Source organism: Pseudomonas sp. 05L36 (genome assembly GCF_056398125.1).
The window spans coordinates 201,018-220,363 of sequence record NZ_JBFTOU010000021.1; the positions used below are offsets into that span (position 1 = coordinate 201,018).

25 protein-coding genes are annotated in these 19,346 nt (G+C 61.5%); 12 read left to right on the plus strand and 13 right to left on the minus strand.

Translation table 11 applies throughout. The features are described from left to right. Positions 1–141: 141 nt before the first annotated feature. Entirely contained in the window at positions 142–600 is a 459-nt protein-coding gene (locus AC1DKH_RS21540) for a GNAT family N-acetyltransferase (protein ID WP_477754258.1), read from the plus strand. A gap of 1 nt (position 601) precedes the next feature. Here the strand turns inward: AC1DKH_RS21540 and AC1DKH_RS21545 are convergent, their stop codons facing one another. Further along, the gene (locus AC1DKH_RS21545; RefSeq protein WP_477764554.1) at positions 602–919 is read right to left on the minus strand and encodes an NIPSNAP family protein; all 318 of its coding nucleotides are present in this window, start codon (positions 917–919) and stop codon (positions 602–604) included. Positions 920–1,149: 230 nt separating this feature from the next. Here AC1DKH_RS21545 and AC1DKH_RS21550 point away from each other — a divergent pair, with 230 nt between their 5' ends. From AC1DKH_RS21550 to AC1DKH_RS21575, 6 genes are all read left to right on the plus strand, one after another. Then, complete coding sequence (locus AC1DKH_RS21550) at positions 1,150–1,812, plus strand: ATPase (RefSeq protein ID WP_477799225.1); 663 nt, start codon at positions 1,150–1,152, stop codon at positions 1,810–1,812. A 67-nt stretch (positions 1,813–1,879) separates the two neighbouring features. Next, positions 1,880–2,218: a hypothetical protein gene (locus AC1DKH_RS21555; protein WP_477799226.1), complete on the plus strand. Its 339-nt coding sequence runs from the start codon at positions 1,880–1,882 to the stop codon at positions 2,216–2,218. Between the two features lie 275 nt (positions 2,219–2,493). Beyond that, entirely contained in the window at positions 2,494–3,423 is a 930-nt protein-coding gene (locus AC1DKH_RS21560; RefSeq protein ID WP_477799227.1) for a Ppx/GppA phosphatase family protein, read from the plus strand. A gap of 24 nt (positions 3,424–3,447) precedes the next feature. Continuing rightward, positions 3,448–3,891, plus strand: coding sequence for an arsenate reductase ArsC (locus AC1DKH_RS21565; protein WP_477754263.1), 444 nt, complete (start codon positions 3,448–3,450; stop codon positions 3,889–3,891). 62 nt (positions 3,892–3,953) lie between these two features. Continuing rightward, positions 3,954–4,349: a DUF1801 domain-containing protein gene (locus tag AC1DKH_RS21570; RefSeq protein WP_477799228.1), complete on the plus strand. Its 396-nt coding sequence runs from the start codon at positions 3,954–3,956 to the stop codon at positions 4,347–4,349. Positions 4,350–4,531: 182 nt separating this feature from the next. Then, a complete protein-coding gene (locus tag AC1DKH_RS21575) occupies positions 4,532–4,921 on the plus strand; it encodes a c-type cytochrome (protein WP_477799229.1) in 390 nt (129 codons plus the stop codon). Here the strand turns inward: AC1DKH_RS21575 and AC1DKH_RS21580 are convergent, their stop codons facing one another. Further along, a complete protein-coding gene (locus tag AC1DKH_RS21580) occupies positions 4,922–5,797 on the minus strand; it encodes a LysR substrate-binding domain-containing protein (protein WP_477799230.1) in 876 nt (291 codons plus the stop codon). Positions 5,798–5,949: 152 nt separating this feature from the next. On the opposite strand from AC1DKH_RS21580, the gene AC1DKH_RS21585 reads away from it, so the two are divergent. From AC1DKH_RS21585 to AC1DKH_RS21600, 4 genes are read left to right on the plus strand one after another with little or no spacing between them, the layout of a single operon-like run. After that, entirely contained in the window at positions 5,950–7,002 is a 1,053-nt protein-coding gene (locus AC1DKH_RS21585) for an agmatine deiminase family protein (RefSeq protein ID WP_477799231.1), read from the plus strand. Positions 7,003–7,006: 4 nt separating this feature from the next. Continuing rightward, complete coding sequence (gene aguB, locus AC1DKH_RS21590; protein ID WP_477799232.1) at positions 7,007–7,915, plus strand: N-carbamoylputrescine amidase; 909 nt, start codon at positions 7,007–7,009, stop codon at positions 7,913–7,915. 1 nt (position 7,916) lies between these two features. Continuing rightward, entirely contained in the window at positions 7,917–9,017 is a 1,101-nt protein-coding gene (locus AC1DKH_RS21595; RefSeq protein ID WP_477799233.1) for an extracellular solute-binding protein, read from the plus strand. A 48-nt stretch (positions 9,018–9,065) separates the two neighbouring features. After that, on the plus strand, positions 9,066–10,190 hold the full coding sequence (locus AC1DKH_RS21600) for an agmatine deiminase family protein (RefSeq protein ID WP_477799234.1): 1,125 nt from the start codon (positions 9,066–9,068) through the stop codon (positions 10,188–10,190). Positions 10,191–10,339: 149 nt separating this feature from the next. Here the strand turns inward: AC1DKH_RS21600 and AC1DKH_RS21605 are convergent, their stop codons facing one another. The 5 genes from AC1DKH_RS21605 to AC1DKH_RS21625 all read right to left on the minus strand — a co-directional run bounded on the left by AC1DKH_RS21605 (position 10,340) and on the right by AC1DKH_RS21625 (position 12,809). Further along, complete coding sequence (locus AC1DKH_RS21605) at positions 10,340–10,768, minus strand: nuclear transport factor 2 family protein (protein ID WP_477754271.1); 429 nt, start codon at positions 10,766–10,768, stop codon at positions 10,340–10,342. Beyond that, a complete protein-coding gene (locus tag AC1DKH_RS21610; RefSeq protein WP_477754272.1) occupies positions 10,761–11,504 on the minus strand; it encodes an SGNH/GDSL hydrolase family protein in 744 nt (247 codons plus the stop codon). The genes AC1DKH_RS21605 and AC1DKH_RS21610 overlap by 8 nt, the downstream gene beginning before the upstream one ends. 27 nt (positions 11,505–11,531) lie before the next feature. After that, the gene (locus AC1DKH_RS21615; RefSeq protein ID WP_477799235.1) at positions 11,532–11,732 is read right to left on the minus strand and encodes a helix-turn-helix transcriptional regulator; all 201 of its coding nucleotides are present in this window, start codon (positions 11,730–11,732) and stop codon (positions 11,532–11,534) included. Beyond that, entirely contained in the window at positions 11,729–12,103 is a 375-nt protein-coding gene (locus tag AC1DKH_RS21620; protein WP_477754273.1) for a hypothetical protein, read from the minus strand. The genes AC1DKH_RS21615 and AC1DKH_RS21620 overlap by 4 nt, the downstream gene beginning before the upstream one ends. Positions 12,104–12,239: 136 nt before the next feature. Then, positions 12,240–12,809, minus strand: coding sequence for a thioesterase family protein (locus AC1DKH_RS21625; RefSeq protein WP_347911767.1), 570 nt, complete (start codon positions 12,807–12,809; stop codon positions 12,240–12,242). A gap of 104 nt (positions 12,810–12,913) precedes the next feature. Here AC1DKH_RS21625 and AC1DKH_RS21630 point away from each other — a divergent pair, with 104 nt between their 5' ends. After that, positions 12,914–13,879 carry a GlxA family transcriptional regulator gene (locus AC1DKH_RS21630; protein WP_347911768.1) on the plus strand — a complete coding sequence of 322 codons (966 nt, stop codon included), beginning with the start codon at positions 12,914–12,916 and terminating at the stop codon, positions 13,877–13,879. Positions 13,880–13,945: 66 nt separating this feature from the next. On the opposite strand, the gene AC1DKH_RS21635 is transcribed toward AC1DKH_RS21630, so the two are convergent. The 6 genes from AC1DKH_RS21635 to AC1DKH_RS21660 form a co-directional block, all read right to left on the minus strand. After that, the gene (locus AC1DKH_RS21635) at positions 13,946–14,518 is read right to left on the minus strand and encodes a chorismate mutase (RefSeq protein ID WP_477799236.1); all 573 of its coding nucleotides are present in this window, start codon (positions 14,516–14,518) and stop codon (positions 13,946–13,948) included. An 81-nt stretch (positions 14,519–14,599) separates the two neighbouring features. Next, a complete protein-coding gene (locus AC1DKH_RS21640; RefSeq protein ID WP_477788118.1) occupies positions 14,600–14,890 on the minus strand; it encodes a DUF7693 family protein in 291 nt (96 codons plus the stop codon). Positions 14,891–15,058: 168 nt separating this feature from the next. After that, a complete protein-coding gene (locus AC1DKH_RS21645) occupies positions 15,059–16,612 on the minus strand; it encodes an amino acid permease (protein WP_477799237.1) in 1,554 nt (517 codons plus the stop codon). Between the two features lie 13 nt (positions 16,613–16,625). Next, positions 16,626–16,769 (minus strand): hypothetical protein, encoded by a 144-nt coding sequence (locus AC1DKH_RS21650; RefSeq protein ID WP_477799238.1) that lies wholly within the window; start codon positions 16,767–16,769, stop codon positions 16,626–16,628. Positions 16,770–16,786: 17 nt separating this feature from the next. Further along, positions 16,787–17,947 carry an iron-containing alcohol dehydrogenase gene (locus AC1DKH_RS21655; RefSeq protein ID WP_477799239.1) on the minus strand — a complete coding sequence of 387 codons (1,161 nt, stop codon included), beginning with the start codon at positions 17,945–17,947 and terminating at the stop codon, positions 16,787–16,789. A 3-nt stretch (positions 17,948–17,950) separates the two neighbouring features. Then, positions 17,951–19,342, minus strand: coding sequence for an aldehyde dehydrogenase family protein (locus tag AC1DKH_RS21660; protein ID WP_477799240.1), 1,392 nt, complete (start codon positions 19,340–19,342; stop codon positions 17,951–17,953). Positions 19,343–19,346: the final 4 nt, after the last annotated feature.

Consider the following 19,346-nt stretch of genomic DNA (forward strand, 5'->3'; position numbering starts at 1 on the left):
CGGCAGCTCCTACAGGGAAACACATTCCAATGTAGGAGCTGCCGCAGGCTGCGATCTTTTGATCTTGCCTGGAAAAATATCCCTTCCTATTCCACACCATTGCTAGTCTGTAATTCCTTGAGACCGCAATGGAGCACCCTCATGGCTATTCAGGCCCTGCGCGCCGACGCATCGCACATCGACCAGATCGCCCCCTTGTTTGACGCCTACCGGATGTTCTACAAGCAGCCGTCGAACCTTGCGCAATCGCGCGCCTTCATCGCTGAGCGACTCGCCCGGGATGAATCGGTGATTTTTCTTGCCCGGGACCCCGACGGTGAAAACCTCGGCTTCGTCCAACTGTTCCCGACTTTTTCCTCTATCGACGCCCATCGCACCTGGCTGCTTGGTGATCTGTTCACCACGCCCGCCGCCCGGGGCAAAGGGGTCGGTAAGTTGCTGATGAACACCGCCCGGGATTTTGCGAAGCTGGCCGGCGGCAAAGGCATGACCCTGGAAACCGCCACCGACAACTTCACTGCCCAACGCCTGTATGAATCCCTGGGCTGGGTGCGCGACCCCGGTTACTACACCTATTGCCTGGATCTGAAAAAAGTCTGACTCAGCGATCCTGTTCGCCAAATACCGGGCGCATGAATGAACGCTCGTAGCTGAAGATGAACTTCCTCTCTTCGGCGTACTTGAACGCCGCGATGCACTCCGGATCGTTCATCGACTGCTGCCGGTAATGTTCGTACGCCGCCAGGCTGGGGAAGGTGAACAGCGCCAGGGCGATGTTGTTGGCGCCCTCCGACGGCAAAAAGTAGCCGTGGTGCTGGCCGCCGAACTTTTCCACCAGGGGAATCCACAACTTGCCGTAGTGCTCGAACGCTTCGAGCTGGTAGGGATCGAGCACGTATTTCAGGTAGCAGGTCACCATTGTTTCGTTCCTTGATCAGGTTTTGAGGGCAGTCGCCACTGTAATCAACCGTGGGCGCCCGGCACAGCCGCTTGTTCGACATTGACCGGTAACTTTGCGCCAGAGGCAGGCGCTGGCGTCGCCGCACTATTGGTTCAGTCAATAGTCACCATCAAGAATCGCAAGTTCTGTTTTTTGCGCAAAGGCGGAAAATTGCCTGCATTGAACACGCTGCTCAAGGAACCTGCGCGATGAAAATCTTGACCCGACTGGCTGTGATTGCCCTGTTGCTGGGCAGTGTTGCATCCACCGCATCGGCCTACGCCGAGGACGCACGCGCCTGCCATCTGCCGCCCATCACCGCTGGCCAGGGCGGATTGCAATACGGGCAGACGGTCGGGGTGCTCTACAGCGAAAACACCGTGGAAAACCTGCAATACCTTGAGCAATACCACTCGGTGGCCGTGAATGGTGCGAAAAACGCACTGGATGCGCGGATTCGCCAAGCCTTCGTCAACAGCTCCGATCCGCAACTGGCGATCGACTGGCTGATGAGTTCGCTGCACCACACCTTTGTGTCGGTGACGGTCTACGACAACCTCGAAGCCCTGGTGCAGGCCCACCCGGACGTGGTGGTGATGCTCGATACCCACAACCAGTTGCTGACCCAGCGTAACGATCGGGTCGAGGCGCGATTCGCCGCGCGGTTCTACGACGCCAACCTGCAGTACATCGGCAAGGCTGAAGGCGCGGTGGAAAAACAACTGCCGTCGGTGTGGGTGCATGACAAGGCCGCGCCCGAGATCGCCGCGCAAATCGAACAACAACGCGACCTGCAACTAAGTGCATTGAAACAGTTCGATGCGTCGTTGAAGGCGCTGGTAACCGCCGGATTGACCGCAGCAACCAATTAACAAGCCCGACGTCCGTTGAACGGCGGGCAACCCAATCCATCGTCGATTTCTTTTCAGGACCTGATTCATGCGCACTTTTTTTGCCCCGACCCTGGCCTTCGCTTCGCTGCTGCTGGCCGGTTGTGCCACGCCGAACAATCCGACGCTGACCTTGCAGACCAGCAAGTCGCCCGAGGAGTACACCCATTGCGTGGTGCCGAAGTTGCAGCACGATGCGCTGGTACCCACGGTATCGCAGACCCAGCGCAGCTACCGGATCGTCGTCCCGAGCAAAGTGGCGGCGGACAACGTGCTTGAAACCTACAAAGCCTCGAATGGCGGCAAGGTGTTCCTGTACGAGCGCAAGCTGCTGGCCTCGGCGTTCGTGCCGTCGACGTTCGAGCGTGCGGCGCAGGAGTGTCTGTAAGCAGAATTTCAGGCAAAAAAAAGCCACCAGAATTGGCAGCAGAAAAGTAAAGCACGCATTGAATGACTTGATTATGCCGCCCGGTTCATGACGATTCGATGACGGTTTGATGGCCATTCATCCGGATGCCGCAAATCCTGCCACTTGTGGTGTGGGTCAGATCTCCAGGCGGTGTCATCTGGGTGTCATCGAAGCAATGGCAAGATCCTCGCAATCCGTCTTGAGTGCCCGACGGCCGCCAGTCCGCCGGCAGATGAATGTGCAAGGAACCCCCTATGAAAGACGCCCCGCTGTTTGCCGCCATCGACCTGGGTTCCAATGCGTTTCGCCTGATGATTGGCCAGTCGGTAAGACGGAACCAGCAGATGGTCATCCAGGAAGTGAAAACCCTGCGTGAACCGGTACGTCTGGCCGAAGGCCTGCAGGGTGGGGCACTCGATGAGTTGGCGCTGGACCGTGGCTGGCAGGCGCTGGCGCGGTTCGGCAAAAAGTTGCGCGGCTTCGAGGCCGGGCGCGTGCGGGCGGTGGCCACCAGTGCCGTGCGCGAAGCAGACAACGCTCCGCTGTTCCTGGCCAGTGCCGAGCGCCACCTGGGCTTTCGCATCGACGTCATTTCCGGTCACGAAGAGGCGCAACTGGTTTACGCCGGCGTGGCCCACACCTTGCCGGCGCAAAGCACACGGCTGGTGGTGGACATCGGCGGTGGCTCCACGGAAATGATCATTGGCCGTGGCGACCAATTGCTGCTCACCGAGAGCATTGCCATCGGCAGCGGCACCTTCGGTGCGCATTATTTCCACGGCGGGCGGATCATGGCCGAAGCGCTGCTGGAGGCCGAACGCGCGGCCACCGTGCAATTCGAATGCATTGCCCGCCGTTACCGCGCCATGGGCTGGCAGCAGACGATCGGTTCTTCCGGGACGGCGCGGATGCTGGCCAAGGTGCTCAAGGCCAATGGCTTGAATGATGACGACCAGAGCGGCATCACCTACGGTGGCCTGTTGCGCCTGTCGTTGCGCCTGCTGGAAGTCAAACATGTGAAACACCTCAAGCTGGCGGGGTTGCCCACCCATCGCCTGAGCATTTTGCCCGGCGGCCTGGTGTTGATGCTGGCAGCGTTCAAGGTGTTTGGCATCACGCATATGATTGCGTCGGAACCGGGTTTGCGGTTCGGCGTGCTGCATGGATTGATGAGCAAACACTGAAACCCTGCCAGCCGAGGTAACCCCATGACCGACCCACGTCGCGTGCTGTTCGTCTGCGCCAGAAACGATGTCCGCTCACCCATGGCCGAAGCCCTGCTGCGCCATACCGATCCTGCCGATTTCCAGGCCTTCAGCGCCGGGCTCGAGGCCACCGGGATCGATCCACGCACCTTCGAATCCCTCGATCACATCGGCGTTGATGCCAGCGGTCTGCGCAGCAAGTCCCTCGAAGATTTCGAAGGTCAGGCGTTCGACTACGTCATCACCCTGTGCGACAAGTCCTCCGAAGAGGTCTCGCGCATACCGTTTACCGGTGAAGTGATGGTCTGGAGCTTCGAAGACCCGACCACCAGCGAAAGACACGACCCATTCCGTCATACCCTCCAGGAAATCGGCGACCGCATCAAAATGTTCGTCACCGTGAAAACCCGCCCCGTGCCCCAGGCGCCGTCAGTCAGCGATTCCTGAAAACTTTGGAGCACCGTCTACCCTCATCGGTCACAACCATCATGATGAGGGTCGAAACGGTGATGAAAACGGACAAGGTTGAAACAAACGAAGCCTCGGCGCTGATCGACGAACGAATCCGGGAACTGGCCGACTGGCGCGGCGAAACCCTGGCCCACGTCCGCCAGATCATCCGCCAGGCCGACCCCGAAGTGATCGAAGAGTGGAAGTGGCGCGGCGTGCCGGTGTGGTCCCATGCCGGCATCATCTGCACCGGCGAGACCTACAAGCAGGTGGTGAAGATGACCTTCGCCAAGGGCGCTTCACTGGACGATCCGTCGAAGTTGTTCAACTCAAGCCTTGAAGGCAATACCCGGCGTGCCATCGATATCCACGAGGGTGAGCCGATCGATGAAAGGGCGCTGAAGGCGTTGATTCAGGCAGCCGTGGCGCTCAATACATCTCGCACCCAAAAATAAACCAGTGCACATAACCCCTGTAGGAGCTGGCTTGCCAGCGAAGAGGCCATCACATCCAGCAGAGAAGGTGACTGATCCATCGCATTCGTCGGAACGCCGCCCGGAGCAAGCCCGCTCCTACAGAATGCACAGGGCTGGCGGACATGTTCCAATAGCGAGCACTCGCAGACTGGAAACGCAACATGAAGAAAATCGCCGCCCTGACCCTCGCCCTGGCGCTCACCGCTGGCCTGTTCAGCACTCCCTCCCTTGCTGCGGGCGATGCACAAGCCGGGGAAAAACTGTTCAAGCGCCTCTGCAGCGGCTGCCATCAGATCGGCGAGTCGGCCCGTGCGTCCTTCGGTCCGCAACTCAATGGCGTGATCGGTCGCCACTCCGCCGTCACCACGGACTACGTGTATTCCGACGCGATGAAATCCGCCAACCTGGTCTGGGACCGCGAAACCCTGATCGCCTACCTCGAAGCGCCGAAGAAAGTTGTCCCTGGCACCCGCATGATTTTCTGGGGCCTCAGCGACCCGGAAAAAATCGAAGACCTGCTCGCCTACCTGCAAACCTTCCCGGCGCAATGATCACGCCGTGGTCTGGGGGGCGGCCGCCAGGTTGTCGGCCAGCCATTCGGTGAAGGCCCGCGCCATCGGGATGTTCTCGCTGTCACGGTGGGTGAGCAGTGCCCAGTTCGGGCCGCGGATGGTTTGCTCCACCATCGGCAGCAACAGCCCGGTGGCCCGCGCCTGCCGACTCAGCAACTGACTGACCAGCGCAATGCCCAGCCCGGTGCAGGCCGCGTCGAGCAGCAACCCCGGATCGGAAAAATTCAGCCCCTGATCCATCTGCCCCACATCGATTCCCGATTCCACCGCCCAGTGGCTCCAGTCCATTTCCCGCTCGCCGTGCAGGGTGGTGCGCTGATCCACCGGTACGGCCAACAGGCTCGGATGACACGCCGGGTAGAGGCGGTCGGCGTGCAGCACCCTGAAACTGCATTCAGCCTGAGAACCGATGTCGTCGCGCACCGCCAGGTCGATGGTCTGGCTGGCCATGTCCGGCACTTCATCGGTACTGAAAATCCACAGATCGACCTGCGGATGCTGGCGACGGAAATCCCCCAGGCGCGGCAACAACCAGTGCCGGGCAAACGCCGGGGTGGTGTTGAGCACCAGTTGATTGGGTTTCTGGTATTGCCCCAACCGGCGAATGCCCACCGCCAGTTGCTGCAACAGCGCCTGGGTGGTGCTCAGCAGATCGTGCCCGGCATCGGTCAGGCTGACGCTGCGCCCGCTGCGATGGAACAGCGGTTGTTCCAGGTAGGCTTCAAGGCTGCGGATCTGCTGGCTGATCGCCGATTGGGTGAGGTGCAACTCGTCGGCGGCCTTGTGAAAACTGCCCAGCCGGGCGGCGGCTTCGAAGCCGCGCAGGGTGCTCAGGGGCGGCCAGTGTTTGAGCATATCGATAAGTTCCTCTAATCAGTTTCCTGCAAAATCCATCGTTTGTTTGCCTGTTTTTCCAGCCGTAGCATGCATGCCAAGACCGCCAAGACCGCCAAGACCGCCAAGGCCGTTTTCATTGAACACAATGACTTAACTCAGAGGTGCTTGTCATGCAGCAGAACCAAATTCAAAACAGCGGTTGGACGATGCCGGCCGAGTGGGTCACCCACGCCGCCACCTGGATGGTCTGGCCGCACAACAAGACTCTGTGGGAGTCAGGCTGGCGGGTGACACTGCCCCAGGTTCAAGAAGACTTCGCCCGGGTGGCCAACGCCATCGCCCGTTTTGAGCCGGTGAAACTGGTGGTCGATCCGTCAGCCGTCGCCAGCGCCAAGGCCTTGTGCGGGCTGAACATCGAATTGATCGAACTGGCGGTCAACGACAGCTGGTGCCGCGACTCCGGCCCGAGCTTCGTTTGCCATCCACAGCAAGGTCTGGCTGGTGTGAGCTGGCGCTTCAACGCCTGGGGCGGCAAGTCTGCCCACGATCTGGACGAAAGCCTGGCCCGTCGTGCGCTCAACCATTTGGGGCTGGAGTGTTTCGGCACCGCGCTGAGCAACGAAGGCGGCGCGATTCACGTGGACGGCGAGGGCACGCTGATCACCACCGAGTCGGTGCTGCTCAACCCCAACCGTAACCCGGGCGTGACCAAGGCCGAGATCGAAGAGATCTTCACCCGCCTGCTGGGCGTGAAGAAAACCATCTGGCTGCCGGGCGATCCGGACTACCTGACCGGCGACATGACCGACGGCCACGTCGACGGTGTGTGCGCCTTTGCCCGCCCCGGCGTGTTGCTGGTGGACGCCACCCACGACCAGGACTCTGTGTATGCCGCAGTCGCACGGGAAAACCGTCGCGCTCTTGAACTGGCCACCGATGCCCAAGGCCGCAAGTTCGAGCTGATCGAACTCTATGAAGCCTCCGATGCGGTGGACACCGAGGCCGAAGTGTTCTGCGCCTCCTACACCAACTTCTACATCGCCAACGGCGCGATCATCATGCCGGCCTACGGCATCGATGCCGACAAGGTCGCTGCCGAAGTACTGGCGCAGGCATTCCCGGGGCGCGAAGTGGTGCCGGTGCGGATCAACCATCTGGCCCATGGCGGCGGCGGTGTGCATTGCATCACCCAGCAACAGCCGGCCTGGCCGGTGCGGGGTTGATGCCATGACCTTACTCACCATCGCCACCACCCAGATGCCCTGCACCTGGGACTTGAAACACAACCTCGACCAGGCCGAGCAACTGGTCCGCGAAGCCGCAGCCAAGGGCGCGCAGGTCATCCTGTTGCAGGAGCTGTTCGCCACGCCGTATTTCTGCATCGAGCAACACCACAAACACCTGGCGCTGGCCGAGGAGTATCGCGACAGCCACGTGCTCCAGCGCCTTGCCGCATTGGCGAAAGAGTTGGGCGTGGTGCTTCCACTGAGCTGGTACGAGAAGGCCGGCAATGCGTACTTCAATTCACTGAGCGTGGCCGACGCCGACGGGCGCCTGTTGGGCGTGTACCGCAAGACCCACATCCCCAACGCCATCGGCTATCAGGAGAAGGAATACTTCAGCCCCGGCGACAGCGGTTTCCGGGTCTGGGACACCGCGTTCGGACGCATCGGCCTGGGCATCTGCTGGGACCAGTGGTTCCCGGAAACCGCTCGCTGCCTGGCCTTGATGGGCGCCGAAGTGCTGCTGTTCCCCACGGCCATCGGCTCCGAACCGGGTTGCGCCACCCTCGATTCCCGGGATCACTGGCAAATGACCATGCGCGGCCACGCCGCCGCCAACCTGCTACCTGTAGTGGTGGCCAACCGTGTCGGCCGGGAAGCAGCAACCACCGACCCGACCCTGCAAATGAGCTTCTACGGCTCGTCGTTCATCTGCAATCACAAGGGAAAATTGCTCGCCGAGGCCGACCGCGACAGCACCGGCGTGCTGGTCCACAGCCTGGACCTGGCGGCCATGCGCGAAGACCGCCTGACCTGGGGCATCTACCGCGATCGCCGTCCGGACATGTACGGCGCCTTGTTGGCCCAGGACGGTCGTCAGATCCACTCACGCTGGGCAACCCAAGGGGTGTGACATGAACATGATCAACAGGCTGTGCCTGGCCATGGGGCTGGCGCTGAGCTGTGCGGTGCCTGCGTTGCACGCCGAGGAGAAAACCCTGCGCCTGTACAACTGGGCCGATTATTTTGCCGAAGACACCCTCAGCAAGTTCACCGCCGAAACCGGGATCAAGGTGATCTACGACGTCATGGACGGCAGTGAAACCCTGGAAGCCAAGATGCTTGCCGGTGGCAGTGGCTACGACCTAATCTTCCCCGGCGACACCGTGGCCGAACGCCTGATGCGCGCCGGCAGCCTGCAACCGCTGGACCAGTCCAGAATCACCGCTATCAACGACGTCGAGCCCGGTTTGCAAAAGCTGCGCTCGCACTATGAGCATTCGAGCCAGGCCACGGTCCCGTATACCTGGGGCACCATCGGCCTGACCTACAATGCCGAGCAGATCGCCAAGCGTGCACCGGACGCGCCGGTCAACAGCCTGGACATGCTGTTCAAGCCGGAACTGGCGGCGAAGTTCGCCGACTGTGGCATCTCGATGATCGACTCGCCGGACGAAGTGCTGGCGGTGGTGCTCAACTACCTCGGCCGCGACCCGCGCAGCGCCAAACCGGCGGACCTGGCGGCGGCCAGTGACTTGCTGATGAAGTTGCGGCCGTACATCCGCAAGTTCCAGTCGCAACCGGTGACCGATCTGGTCAACGGCAATCTGTGCATGTCCCTCGGCTACAGCGGCGACATGACCCAGGCGCAGCGCACGTCCGACAGTGCCGGCAAGAAAACCACCTTCCACTACCGCATTCCCCGTGAAGGCACCACGGTGTGGATGGACACCATGGCCATTCCCGTCGACGCCCGGCACCCGGAGTACGCCTACGCCTTCATCAACTTTGTCATGCGCCCGCAGAACATGGCAGCCATCAGCAACTTCACCGGCTACCCGACCTCCAACGCCAAGGCCCGCCCGGACGTCGATGCCGCGATGCGCAACAACCCGGACATCTACCTCGATGACGCCACCTACGCACGGCTGATTCCGGGCAAGGACATTCCCCAGGCCGACATGCGGGCACGCATGCGCACCTGGACCAAGTTCAAGACCGCTACCGTTAACTGATCACCGGCCGGCCCGAGGGCCGGCCAAACCTCGATTTCAGGAAAACACATGCCGACACGTCGAACATTCATCAAGCAGGTATCGGTCGCCGCCGGACTGGGTGCGGTGGCGTCCATGGGATTGGGTTTTGCCTGCCTGCCGGTGCGAGCGGCCGGCAACGGCAAGTGGTACATGCCCGATGAAGGGGACAAACACCAGCGGGCCTTCATCGCCTTCGGCGCACAGGCCGCGATCTGGGAGGACTTCACGCCCCACGTGCAAGACGCCCTTGGCCGGATTGCCCGCGCGATAGCCGAATACGAGCCGGTCACCGTGTTCTGCCGCCAGGGCGAACGGCGCCTGGCCGAAGCCAAATGCGGCAGCCGCAACACCGCCTTCGTGATCACCGAACTGGACGACATCTGGATGCGCGACATCGGCGCCAATTTTGTCGTCGACGGCAGCGGCGGCCTTGGCGCCGTGGACTTCAACTTCAACGGCTGGGGCAACAAACAGCAGCATGCGGACGATGCACAACTGGCCGCCCAGGTCGCCGAAAACGCCAAGGCGGATTACCTGCGCAGCGAGCTGGTGGGCGAGGGCGGTGGCATCGAAGTCGATGGCCACGGCACCGGGATCATGACCGAAAGCAGCTGGGTCAACCGCAACCGCAATCCCGACTGGAGCAAGGCCGAGGTCGAAGAGGAACTGAAACAACGGCTGGGCCTGCGCAAAATCATCTGGCTGCCGGGCATCAAGGGCAAGGACATCACCGACGCCCATGTCGACTTCTATGCGCGTTTCGTCAAGCCTGGTGTGGTGATCGCCAACCTCGACAACGACCCTGAGTCCTACGACTACAAGGTCACCCGCGCCCATCTGAAAGTCCTGGAAAACGCCACGGATGCCGATGGCCGCAAATTGCAGGTGCATACCGTGTCGCCGCCGCTCAACCCGCGCAACAGCCAGTTCAGCAAAGACAATCAGGACTTCGCCGCCGGCTACATCAACTACTTCGTGATCAACGGCGCGATCATCGCTGCGCAGTTCGGTGACAAGGAAGCGGATGCCAAAGCCTTCGACCTGTTGTCCGAACTCTACCCGGACCGCGAGGTGGTGCAGCTCGACATCGACGCGATCTCCGCGGGCGGGGGCGGGATTCACTGCGTAACCAGTCACCAGCCGATGGTGTGAGGATTCCAGACTTTACACAAAACCTGTAGGAGCGAGCCTGCTCGCGATGGACTCAAGAACGCCGCGTTTATCCAGCAAGCACGCGTTTTCGTTAACGCCCATCGCGAGCAGGCTCGCTCCTACAAGGGATTTTTGGTGAATCAGGTAAATCAGGCCTTGCTGGCCTTCAGATAAGCCCCCAACCGCCGCCCCATTTCCTCACCCAACGCCTGCAAGCCACTCAACGGTCGCACCATCACTTCAAACTCGACAATCTTGCCTTGTTCATTGAAGCGGATCATGTCGATGCCCTTCAGCTCTTTCCCGCCGACCTTGGCGCTGAATTCGAGAATCACGTTCAAGCCATCCGCCGTCGCCAACTCGCGGAGATAGGCAAAGTCCTCGAACACGTTCATGACCGTGTTGAGGATCATCGACACCACCGGCGCTCCCGGATACGGCGTGTGCGCCATCGGCGAACGGAACACCGCCTGCGGATCGAGCAGTTCGGGCAAGGCGCTCAAGTCGCGCTTGCCGATCATCGCGTGCCACTGCTTCAGGGACGCTGCGACATTGGGGTTCAGGTTCAGCTCAGACATCTTCAACTCCTGTTTTTATTGTTGTGGTGCGAAAGCGTTGGTCGATAGCCCTGGCGGCATCGTCGGCCCATTGACGGTAGAGCATCGGCCCCGGATGAAAACCATCGCTGGCCATCAAGCCCGGTTCGGGTACCAACGGGGTGGTGAGCATCGTACATTGATCCAGGCGTGCGGCCAGATCCGCCAAATGTGCATTGAAACGACGCGCCCTGAACCCCAGAAACCAGCGCAAGGGTTGCGGCAGCGCGGGGAACAGATGCATCGGCGGAAGCGGCGACACCACGATCTGCCTCACCGCGAACTTGTCGCACAGCAGCGCGATCAAGCGCCGTTGCCGGGCGAGCCACTGATCCAGGTTGAGTGAGCTGGTGACATCGTTGACGCCAATCGACAACAGCACCACATCGAACGGCTCGGGGGCGTGCTGTTCGAGCAGCTCCAGCAACCCTTGCGAATCCAGGCCCGAGCGCGCCCAGAGTTTCCACGCCACCTGATAATCATCGGCCAGGCGCTCCACCAACCGACCGCTGAGGGCCTCACCTTGAGTCGCCGCACCCACGCCTGCAGCGGCGCTGTCGCCGACAATCAACAACCGCAGAACGTCGCCGCTGCCGGCATCGCCCTGACGTTCGCCTTCGGCCTCCGGCAACCTCGGCGTCACCCGCCTGGTGTAGAGACCTTGCGCCAGCAACACCGGGCCGAGGAAGATTTTAGCGAGGATTTCAGTATGGCTCATGGACGGGCGCCTGATTGAAGAGGGAGATTATCCAGCGAACTCATCATCGAAAATGCTCTCAATAGGCAGCGCAAATGCCCGGGCAATCTGAAACGCCAAGGGCAGGCTAGGATCATAGCGGCCATTTTCGATGGCATTGATGGTCTGCCGCGAAACATTCAGCAACGCCGCCAGATCGACCTGAGACCACTTGCGTTCGGCACGCACTTCCTTGAGACGGTTTTTCATTGGTAGCGCCGCTTGGCAAGTCTGAGCCCGATCATCCACATCAGGCCCATCACTGGCCACACACAGACCCAGGACACGTGCGCAAAGCCGACATTCTCCAGAAAACCGTAAGTGAAGGTCAGCAATGCCGAAGCGGCAAAGGCAAAACCGAGAGCTTCGTACTGAATACGCAAATGCATTTCGTCCAGCGCGCGCATATTGCGCACCACCGCCCAACACATCAGCCCCGCAGGAATCACAGGCAACAGCGTGATGATGATCTTCAGCATCATTGCCATTTCTTGCTGGTCTTTAAGCAAGATCACCGACACCAGCAACAACACGGCGTACAGCGTAATCGCGACGCCCATTTCGATGTAGTAGCGTTTCAATGCATCCTCCTGATGTAAAAGCCCGGCTGATTGGGCCGGGCTCTTCGTCTGGATCACTTCGCTGTGATCGACTCACAACACACAACTCGCCCGTTGCGCGAGGTAGGCACAGAATAGAGCGTACACAGGTTGGCGGTCAGCCGACTGTCTCCGGTTGCCGCGCAGGCGGAGCCTCTTGTGTACGCAACTGATGGCTCATGTCGTTGCAGTTACGCGACCAGTCCGTCAGCCATGGCGGCATCGACGGCGATTGCTCTGGCAAACCCAGTTCCAGCGCGAATTCACCGGGTGCCACCGTGCCTCTGCCCGCGCGGAACAGACCGCGCATCACCACCACGCCGACCACCCGGCCCTTGCTCACGAAACGGTGCTCCATAAAGGTCCACTTGTCGTCCCAGCCAAGCATGCGGGTATGTATTTCAAAGGCTTCGAACAGGCGCAACTCTCGGCGGAACTTGCCCCAGGTATCGCCGACAATCGGCACGGCCTTATGACGAAGCGCCACGCGAAAGGCGCCGCTGCGCAGTACGTAATCCATTCGCCCGATGTCTGCCAGCGTGAAATAGCGACCGTTGGTGACGTGCCGGTTGAGGTCCAGATCCAGCGGCCACACGCGCATGCACACAACGGTGGTCGCCGAGGCGTCCACGGGGTTGCGCCACGGGCGACGCAACAGCATAAGGAAAAGTCGAAACCAGAGATTCATAAGTGCGCCACTGTTGGGTTGATGGCTGCACTTTAGGCCATGGAAATCGGCTAAGGTAGGTGCGCAAATGACATTTTTCATGCGGAAAGTGCAATGGAGTCGCTATGCACATCACCTTGTTACTGGCCGATCAATGCTCCGCCGCCAGCGCAACCATGGCCCTGGAAGTGCTCAGTGCCGCCAACCTGTTCGCCGATAGCGACCCACCACCGTTCAGGGTGGTCAGCGCTTCGCTCGATGGCGCCGATGTGGCCGCCTGGGGCGGGCAGCGCTTGCATGTGAACCGTTCCACTCGCGAGATCCCGCGAACCGATCTGGTCCTGATCCCGGGATTCCTCTTCACCCTCAAGGACGCCTTACCGGCGTTTTGCGCCTATGGACCGTGGCTGCGTGAGCAGCACGCCCAAGGCGCGGTGGTGGCTTCCATGTGCACGGCGGCGTTCATGTTGGGTGAGGCCGGGCTATTGAACGGCACCCGTGCGACCACGCACTGGGCTTTTGCCGAGCTTTTCCGTCGCCGCTATACCGAAGCGTTGCTGGACGAAGGGCAAATCATTTGCGAGGACAATCGCGTGGTCACCAGTGGCGGCGCGAGTGCGGCCATGGACCTGTTGCTGCACCTGGTGCGTCGCTTTGCGTCACTGGAACTGGCGCAAAAGTGTGGCAAGTACCTGTTGGTCGACTCGGTGCGCAGCGAGCAGTCGGTGTATGTGATGTGGTCAATGCCCAAGAGCCATGGTGATGGCGACATCCTGCGGGTGCAAAACTGGCTGGAAGAACGCTTCGATCAGCCGTTGTTGATCGATGATGTGGCCCAACAATTCGGCTTCGGCGTGCGCAACTTCAAGCGACGTTTCAAGGACGCCACCGGCTACACGCCGATTACCTACCTGCAGACCTTGCGTCTGGAAAAGGCCAAACAGTTGCTTGAATCCACACGCATGACGCTGGACAGCATCACCTATGCCGTGGGCTACGAGGATGGCAACTCGTTTCGCAGGCTGTTTCAACAACGCGTCGGGCTACTGCCGGCGGCTTACCGCAAGCGGTTTCAAGCGGCGGCGAACTGAAGAAGAAAGAGCGTCCATGAAAGCCCGGCCGATTGGGCCGGGCTCTTCGTCTGGATCACTTCGCTGTCATCGACCTACAACGCACAGCTCTCCGGTCGCACGAATCATCGCCTGGCCATGCAGGTAATCCTTGATCAGCGCGGAGCGTTCGGTGGCCAGCCATTGCGGGCAGTTCGGGTCTTTGCGGTAGGGCAGGAAATCGGCGTACTGCTGGAGCAGCAGGTTTTGCAGCTTGTCGAGCTTGGGCCGGATGTCGTTAATGAGGTCCGGCCGTGGCGTGTCCGGTGCCTTGTGCGCCGCTTGCCATTGCGCGAGCCGGCCGTATTGCACCAGTTTGCTGGCTTCGATCTGCGCAGCGATGAGGTCGGCGACATCGTCGGGGTCGAGCTGGCGCTGGGTGGCTTGCTTGCGGGCGTTGGCGATGACTTGCGCTTCCCGGGCGTTGTCCTGGACCGGTTTACCGCTGTCCCACTTGGTCAGCGCCACCAGCTCGCTGATGTACAACCGCTCATTCATCGTTGCCAGCAAGGGTTGCAAGGCATCGGGCGCCGGGGGCGGCGCGCTGGCCTGGGCACCGCCAGCGAACAAGCCGAGCAGGGCGCCGGCCAGCCAGTGCGGCAGGCGTGGGGAACGGGGCATGGGCAGAACCTCCTTGGACGCGAAAATCACTGCGGCTTGTTTATCACAAGTGCGGCCAGGGAACGACAGGTTGCGAAGGATTCAGGCCAGCAGCCGTTCAATCTGCGCCAGCTCCCAGGTGCTGAGCAGGCTCACCGGGTCGGTGCCGAAGCGTTGCCCGTTGTCGAACACATATTCACGGCCCTCTGGGCTTTGGCCGTGCAGGCAGTGGCGCAAGTGGCCGGTGTCGACGTCGAGCGTCAGGCGCCAGCCGTCGATGTCGACCCGTACATGGCCAGACTCGCAAGCGTCGTCGACTCGCTTGAAGGTGCAAATGCCCTGGGCGGCATCGCGCAACGGCTGGTAAACCTCGCGGGCGGTGAGGGCGGGCACAGGTGACTCCGGTGTGAAATCGGGGGGCACAGGATAGATCATCGCCATAAAAAACCGACACACCGCAATTCCTGTAGGAGCTGGCTTGCCAGCGAAGGGGCCGGCACGTTCAGCATCAATGTCGCCTGACATACCGCCTTCGCGGGCAAGCCCGCTCCTACAGGCCCTTTATTTGCTGTTCAATGCCGCTTCCGCCGCGGCGATTTCAGCCTGGCGCTTGACGATCATGTCGCCCACCGGCGGCCCCTGGAAGCGCCGCGCTTCAAAACCAAACCAGACGATGGCGGTCAGGATCAGGAAGCCGATGGTGATGTACAGCGCCCAATCGTTCGGTGGCTGGATGCCGATGACGAAAATGATGATCATCGACAGGATCGAGAGGATGGCGAACACCGAGTACCAGAACCGCCCCATGTTCCACGGCCCCATGGTCGGCCACTTCGAAGTCCCAAAGGTAAACAGGCCGAGCACGATGGGAATGGCGAAGGAGAAGAACAGGAAGATCACCGTGCAGGACACCACGATCGTATAGACCGGCGTTGCCCCGACCGAGATCACCGACGAGCCCCAGTCGAACAGGACGGCAAGGGTGGCACCGGTCCAGATGGCTGCCACGGGGCTGCGAAAGGTCGGCGAGACGGAGGCCAGGGCTTTGGAACAGGGCAGGCCGCCGTCACGTGAGAAGGCGAAGATCATCCGTGAAACCGAGGTGACGGTGGCCAGCCCGCAGAGCACCTGCGAGATGAAGATCGCCACGTAAAGCACCAGTTTCAAGGTCGGGTTGACCTGGGTGTTCATGGCCCAGAAAAACACGTTCCAGCCTTGCTTGGCCGCTTCGTCCATGTTCGGCAGCATCAGCACGAACGCGCTGAGCATCAGCCAGCCGAACAGTAACGACCAGACCACCGACATGACCATGCCGCGCGGCACCGACATGGCCGCGTTGCGGGTTTCTTCGGAGGTGTGCGCGGAGGCGTCATAGCCGGTGATGGTGTAGATCGGCAACAGCAGGCCGAGCATGAACACCCAGCCATTGGAGACCTGCGGCCAGACGCTGCCACCCGCCTCACCGGAATAGTTGCTGAAGGTCCACAACCGCGCGAATTCATAGCTGGGTGCCGACATCAGGCAGACGATGGTCAGTGCCAGCGCGGTGGCGAAGATCAGGTAGCCGGAGAAGTCGGTGAGCTTGGCCGTCAGGCCGATGCCCAAGTGGTTACACAAGGCCTGCAAGCCCGTGAGGATCGCCAGGAAAATCACCCTGACCGTGGTCGTATCCTCCATGCCCAGTGCCGGTCCGAAGGCGCCGAAAAAGAAGTAGTAGGTGCCGACGTTGATCGCGCCCAGCACCGTGACCAGTCCCAGCAGGTTGAACCAGGCGGTCAGCCAGCCAGTGAAGCGGTTACCGAGAATCGAGCCCCAGTGGTACAGGCCGCCAGCGGTGGGATAGGCCGAGGAAATCTGCGCCATGGCCATGGCGAACACCCCGGAGATCAGGCAGCCGATCGGCCAGCCGATGCCGATGGATATACCCCCCGCGCCCGAAGTGCCTTGGGCCAGCGAGTTGATGCCACCCGAGAGGATGCAGATGATCGAAAAGGAAATCGCAAAGTTGGAGAAAACCCCCATTCGTCGTGAGAGTTGCTGGGCATAGCCCATGCTGTGCAGCACCTTGACGTCATCGTCGTGCGTTTCGGTGCCCGGCTGGCTTGCTGGGTTCATGATGTGTGCCCCTTCAGGTTTTGGACAGGTCGAACTGAGCCGCCGTAGGCTCGACCTTGGTTTTCTGTAGGAGCGAGCTTGCTCCGGGCGGCGTTCCGACGATGGACTTGAGGAAGACGCGGGGTGTCAGGCTCCCCGCGTCATCGTTGACGTTCATCGCGAGCAGGCTCGCTCCTACAGACGGCCGTGAAACGCCGCGTCGAAAATCTTTGCCACGCCGTCCCGGGTCAATGGCAGCGGGTTACCGCCGGCGCAGGGGTCGACAACCGCCATGTCCGCGATCAGGTCGGCCTGCCGGTCATCCACGCCCAGTTCAAACAGGGTATGGGGCACGCCGATGTCCTTGCGCAGCTTGAGGATGAAGGCCATGAAACTGTCGAAGCCGGGTGAGGGCAGGCGCAGGTACGCGGCCAGGCGGGTGATGCGCTCCTCGATGGCCGTGCGATTGAACTGCAGGACATAGGGCATGAAGGTGGCATTGGTCATGCCGTGATGGGTGTCGTACAGCGCACCCACCGGATGCGAGAGCGCATGCATCCCGCCCAGGCCTTTCTGGAATGCCGTGGCGCCCATCGCCGCCGCCGCGAGCATTTGTGCGCGCGCCTCGAGGTCCGACGGCGTGTGTACCGCCTTCACCAGTGAATTGGCTACCAGGCGCATGCCTTCCACGGCAATGCCGTCGGCCAGGGGGTGAAAACCGGGGGCGCAGTAGGCTTCCAGGCAATGGGATAACGCGTCCATGCCAGTGCCGGCGGTGATTTTCGCCGGCATGCCGACGGTGAGGGCCGGGTCGCTGATCACCACGCGCGGCATCATTTTCGGGTGGAAGATGATGCGTTTGGTGTGGGTGCGCTCGTCGATGATCACCGCCGCACGACCGACTTCTGAACCGGTTCCCGCCGTGGTCGGCACGGCAATGATCGGGGCGATGCGGCTGTCGTCGGCGCGGGTCCAGTAGTCGCCGATGTCTTCGAAGTCCCAGACCGGGCGGGTCTGGCCGCTCATGAAGGCAATCAGCTTGCCCATGTCCAGGCCACTGCCGCCGCCGAACGCGATCACGCCGTCGTGCTGGCCGGCACGCCAGGCGTCGAGCCCGCCGGCCAGGTTGGCTTCCACCGGGTTGGGCTTGAGGTCGCAAAACAGCGCCACGCCAAGACCGGCGGCGCGCAACGCATCCAGTGCCGCCGTGGTGATCGGCGCGCGCGCCAGGCCGCTGTCGGTCACCAGCAAGGGGCGCTGGATGCCCTGGCTGCGACAGACGTCGGCCAGCTCGGCGATGCGCCCGACACCGAACCGAACGCTCGTGGGGTAGCTCCAGTTTCCTGTCAGGTTCATGGTCTACACCTCGTGAAGCAGATGAAAGGATTTGGCCCGGGTCAGGTGCTCGTAGCCCAATGGCGACAGGGTGACGCCGCGCCCGCTGTTTTTCACGCCGGTCCAGGCCAGAGCCGGGTCCAGGTAATCGCAGCGGTTCATGAACACCGTGCCGGTGGCGATCTCGTTGCCCAGGCGTTCGGCCGCTGCGAGGTCCTGGGTCCAGATGGAAGCGCTGAGCCCGAACTCACTGTCGTTCATCAAGGCGATGGCTTCTTCATCGCTGGCCACCGGCATGATGCCGACCACGGGGCCAAAGCTTTCGTCGCGCATGACCGACATTTGATGGGTCACGTCCACCAGCACTTGCGGCGCGAGGTAGGCGCTGCCCTGCACGTCGGCGGGAAAGGACTTCGGATCGATCAGCGCTTTGGCGCCCTGGGCCATAGCTTCGGCGATCTGGCCACGAACGAAGAATGCGGCGCCCGGTGTCACCAGCGGGCCGAGGGTGGTGGCTTCGTCCAGCGGGTTGCCCAGCACGTATTGGCGGGTCAATTCGGCGAAGCGCTCGACAAACACCGGGAAGATTTTCTGGTCGACATAAATGCGTTCCACGGCACAGCAACTCTGCCCGGAATTGAAGAAGCTGCCGTCCACCAGATTTTCCACCGCATGTTCAAGGTTGGCGTCTGCCCGGACATAGGCCGGGTCTTTTCCGCCGAGCTCCAGGCCCATGCCGAGAAATTGTCCGCTGGCGACGCTTTCCATGACTTTGCCAGCCTCCACGGAACCGGTGAAGTTCACTTGCTGCACGCGCCCGGAAGTAATGATCGCCCCGGTCGACACATGGTTGAGCAGCAGATTCTGGAACAGCCCTTCGGGCAGTTTTGCGCGACGCATGGCCTCGGCGAAACGCTCGCCCACCAGCAGGGTTTGCGACGCGTGCTTGAGGATCACGCTGTTGCCGGCCATCAGCGCCGGGATGATCGTGTTCACCGCCGTCAGATAGGGGTAGTTCCACGGGGCGACCACCAGCACCGTGCCCAGCGGCTCGCGTTTGATGTAGCGTCGAAAACCCGCCTTGGGCGCAGGCTCTACAGCGGCCAGGGCCCGTGGAGCGATGGCGATCATGTGTCGGGCGCGTTCGGCAAAACCGCGCAGCTCGCCGGCGCCGTAACGCACCGGGCGGCCCATCTGCCAGGCCAGCTCCGGCACGATGTCCGCCTGCATCGACAGCATCGCGTCCACCGCGGCACTGCAATAAGTCGCACGTTCGCTCAGTGAGCGGCGTTGCCATGACGCCTGTGCATTGGCAGCGGCCATCAGTGCCTGCTCGACCTGCTCCGCATCGGCCACCTCGCGTTCGACATACACCCGGCCATCGACCGGGGAGATCAGTTGTACCTTCTCAGTCATGATG

Coding starts and splice junctions, on each gene's coding strand:
- AC1DKH_RS21540 (WP_477754258.1), top strand. CDS start 142: ATGGCTATTCAGGCCCTGCGCGCCGACGCATCGCACATCGACCAGATC.
- AC1DKH_RS21545 (WP_477764554.1), bottom strand. CDS start 919: ATGGTGACCTGCTACCTGAAATACGTGCTCGATCCCTACCAGCTCGAA.
- AC1DKH_RS21550 (WP_477799225.1), top strand. CDS start 1,150: ATGAAAATCTTGACCCGACTGGCTGTGATTGCCCTGTTGCTGGGCAGT.
- AC1DKH_RS21555 (WP_477799226.1), top strand. CDS start 1,880: ATGCGCACTTTTTTTGCCCCGACCCTGGCCTTCGCTTCGCTGCTGCTG.
- AC1DKH_RS21560 (WP_477799227.1), top strand. CDS start 2,494: ATGAAAGACGCCCCGCTGTTTGCCGCCATCGACCTGGGTTCCAATGCG.
- AC1DKH_RS21565 (WP_477754263.1), top strand. CDS start 3,448: ATGACCGACCCACGTCGCGTGCTGTTCGTCTGCGCCAGAAACGATGTC.
- AC1DKH_RS21570 (WP_477799228.1), top strand. CDS start 3,954: ATGAAAACGGACAAGGTTGAAACAAACGAAGCCTCGGCGCTGATCGAC.
- AC1DKH_RS21575 (WP_477799229.1), top strand. CDS start 4,532: ATGAAGAAAATCGCCGCCCTGACCCTCGCCCTGGCGCTCACCGCTGGC.
- AC1DKH_RS21580 (WP_477799230.1), bottom strand. CDS start 5,797: ATGCTCAAACACTGGCCGCCCCTGAGCACCCTGCGCGGCTTCGAAGCC.
- AC1DKH_RS21585 (WP_477799231.1), top strand. CDS start 5,950: ATGCAGCAGAACCAAATTCAAAACAGCGGTTGGACGATGCCGGCCGAG.
- aguB (WP_477799232.1), top strand. CDS start 7,007: ATGACCTTACTCACCATCGCCACCACCCAGATGCCCTGCACCTGGGAC.
- AC1DKH_RS21595 (WP_477799233.1), top strand. CDS start 7,917: ATGAACATGATCAACAGGCTGTGCCTGGCCATGGGGCTGGCGCTGAGC.
- AC1DKH_RS21600 (WP_477799234.1), top strand. CDS start 9,066: ATGCCGACACGTCGAACATTCATCAAGCAGGTATCGGTCGCCGCCGGA.
- AC1DKH_RS21605 (WP_477754271.1), bottom strand. CDS start 10,768: ATGTCTGAGCTGAACCTGAACCCCAATGTCGCAGCGTCCCTGAAGCAG.
- AC1DKH_RS21610 (WP_477754272.1), bottom strand. CDS start 11,504: ATGAGCCATACTGAAATCCTCGCTAAAATCTTCCTCGGCCCGGTGTTG.
- AC1DKH_RS21615 (WP_477799235.1), bottom strand. CDS start 11,732: ATGAAAAACCGTCTCAAGGAAGTGCGTGCCGAACGCAAGTGGTCTCAG.
- AC1DKH_RS21625 (WP_347911767.1), bottom strand. CDS start 12,809: ATGAATCTCTGGTTTCGACTTTTCCTTATGCTGTTGCGTCGCCCGTGG.
- AC1DKH_RS21630 (WP_347911768.1), top strand. CDS start 12,914: ATGCACATCACCTTGTTACTGGCCGATCAATGCTCCGCCGCCAGCGCA.
- AC1DKH_RS21635 (WP_477799236.1), bottom strand. CDS start 14,518: ATGCCCCGTTCCCCACGCCTGCCGCACTGGCTGGCCGGCGCCCTGCTC.
- AC1DKH_RS21645 (WP_477799237.1), bottom strand. CDS start 16,612: ATGAACCCAGCAAGCCAGCCGGGCACCGAAACGCACGACGATGACGTC.
- AC1DKH_RS21650 (WP_477799238.1), bottom strand. CDS start 16,769: ATGAACGTCAACGATGACGCGGGGAGCCTGACACCCCGCGTCTTCCTC.
- AC1DKH_RS21655 (WP_477799239.1), bottom strand. CDS start 17,947: ATGAACCTGACAGGAAACTGGAGCTACCCCACGAGCGTTCGGTTCGGT.
- AC1DKH_RS21660 (WP_477799240.1), bottom strand. CDS start 19,342: ATGACTGAGAAGGTACAACTGATCTCCCCGGTCGATGGCCGGGTGTAT.